The organism is Achromobacter sp. Marseille-Q0513 (assembly GCF_018195695.1).
Taxonomy (GTDB): Bacteria; Pseudomonadota; Gammaproteobacteria; order Burkholderiales; family Burkholderiaceae_B; genus Achromobacter.
The window spans coordinates 1-421 of the sequence record NZ_JAGTJY010000559.1; the positions used below are offsets into that span (position 1 = coordinate 1).

General features: G+C 52.7%; 1 protein-coding gene. It reads right to left on the reverse strand.

Going from position 1 to position 421, the window contains the following annotated elements:
• On the reverse strand, positions 1 to 130 hold a 130-nt coding region (locus KDH83_RS33010; protein ID WP_349291695.1), incomplete at its 3' end, for a cyclic-phosphate processing receiver domain-containing protein.
• Between the last annotated feature and the right edge of the window lie 291 nt (positions 131 to 421).

Genomic DNA, 421 nt, shown 5'->3' on the forward strand with positions numbered 1-421 from the left:
CCCCCAAATCATGGTCCAGACTAATTTCCTCGACGGTCCCAGTTTCGAGGAGCCCAATGGCCTCCTCGGGCCAGTAGACGCGGTGCCACCCTTCTGGCATTAGCCGCTCATCGTCTAGGAACACTTTCATGATTGCTTCACACTAAAAAAGAGGGTGCTTTAGAACAGGGGACCAGATCAACACCCCCGGATTGTGTGCAATCTTGGCTGAAATGTCGAGTGGCCGTTTTTGGCCGGAAGCAGCCATAGGCATACTGTAGTTCTTGACCCAGAATGGGCTGTTAACGTTGCCCGACAGCGATCGTTTAACGCAAGCATCCGCCTGGTTGGCGCATCAGCCGTCTGCCTCCAATCCGATCATTGCAACAAATCTCTCGAAATCGGGCGCTATTGGAACCACGCCTTCCTTGAGATCAATATT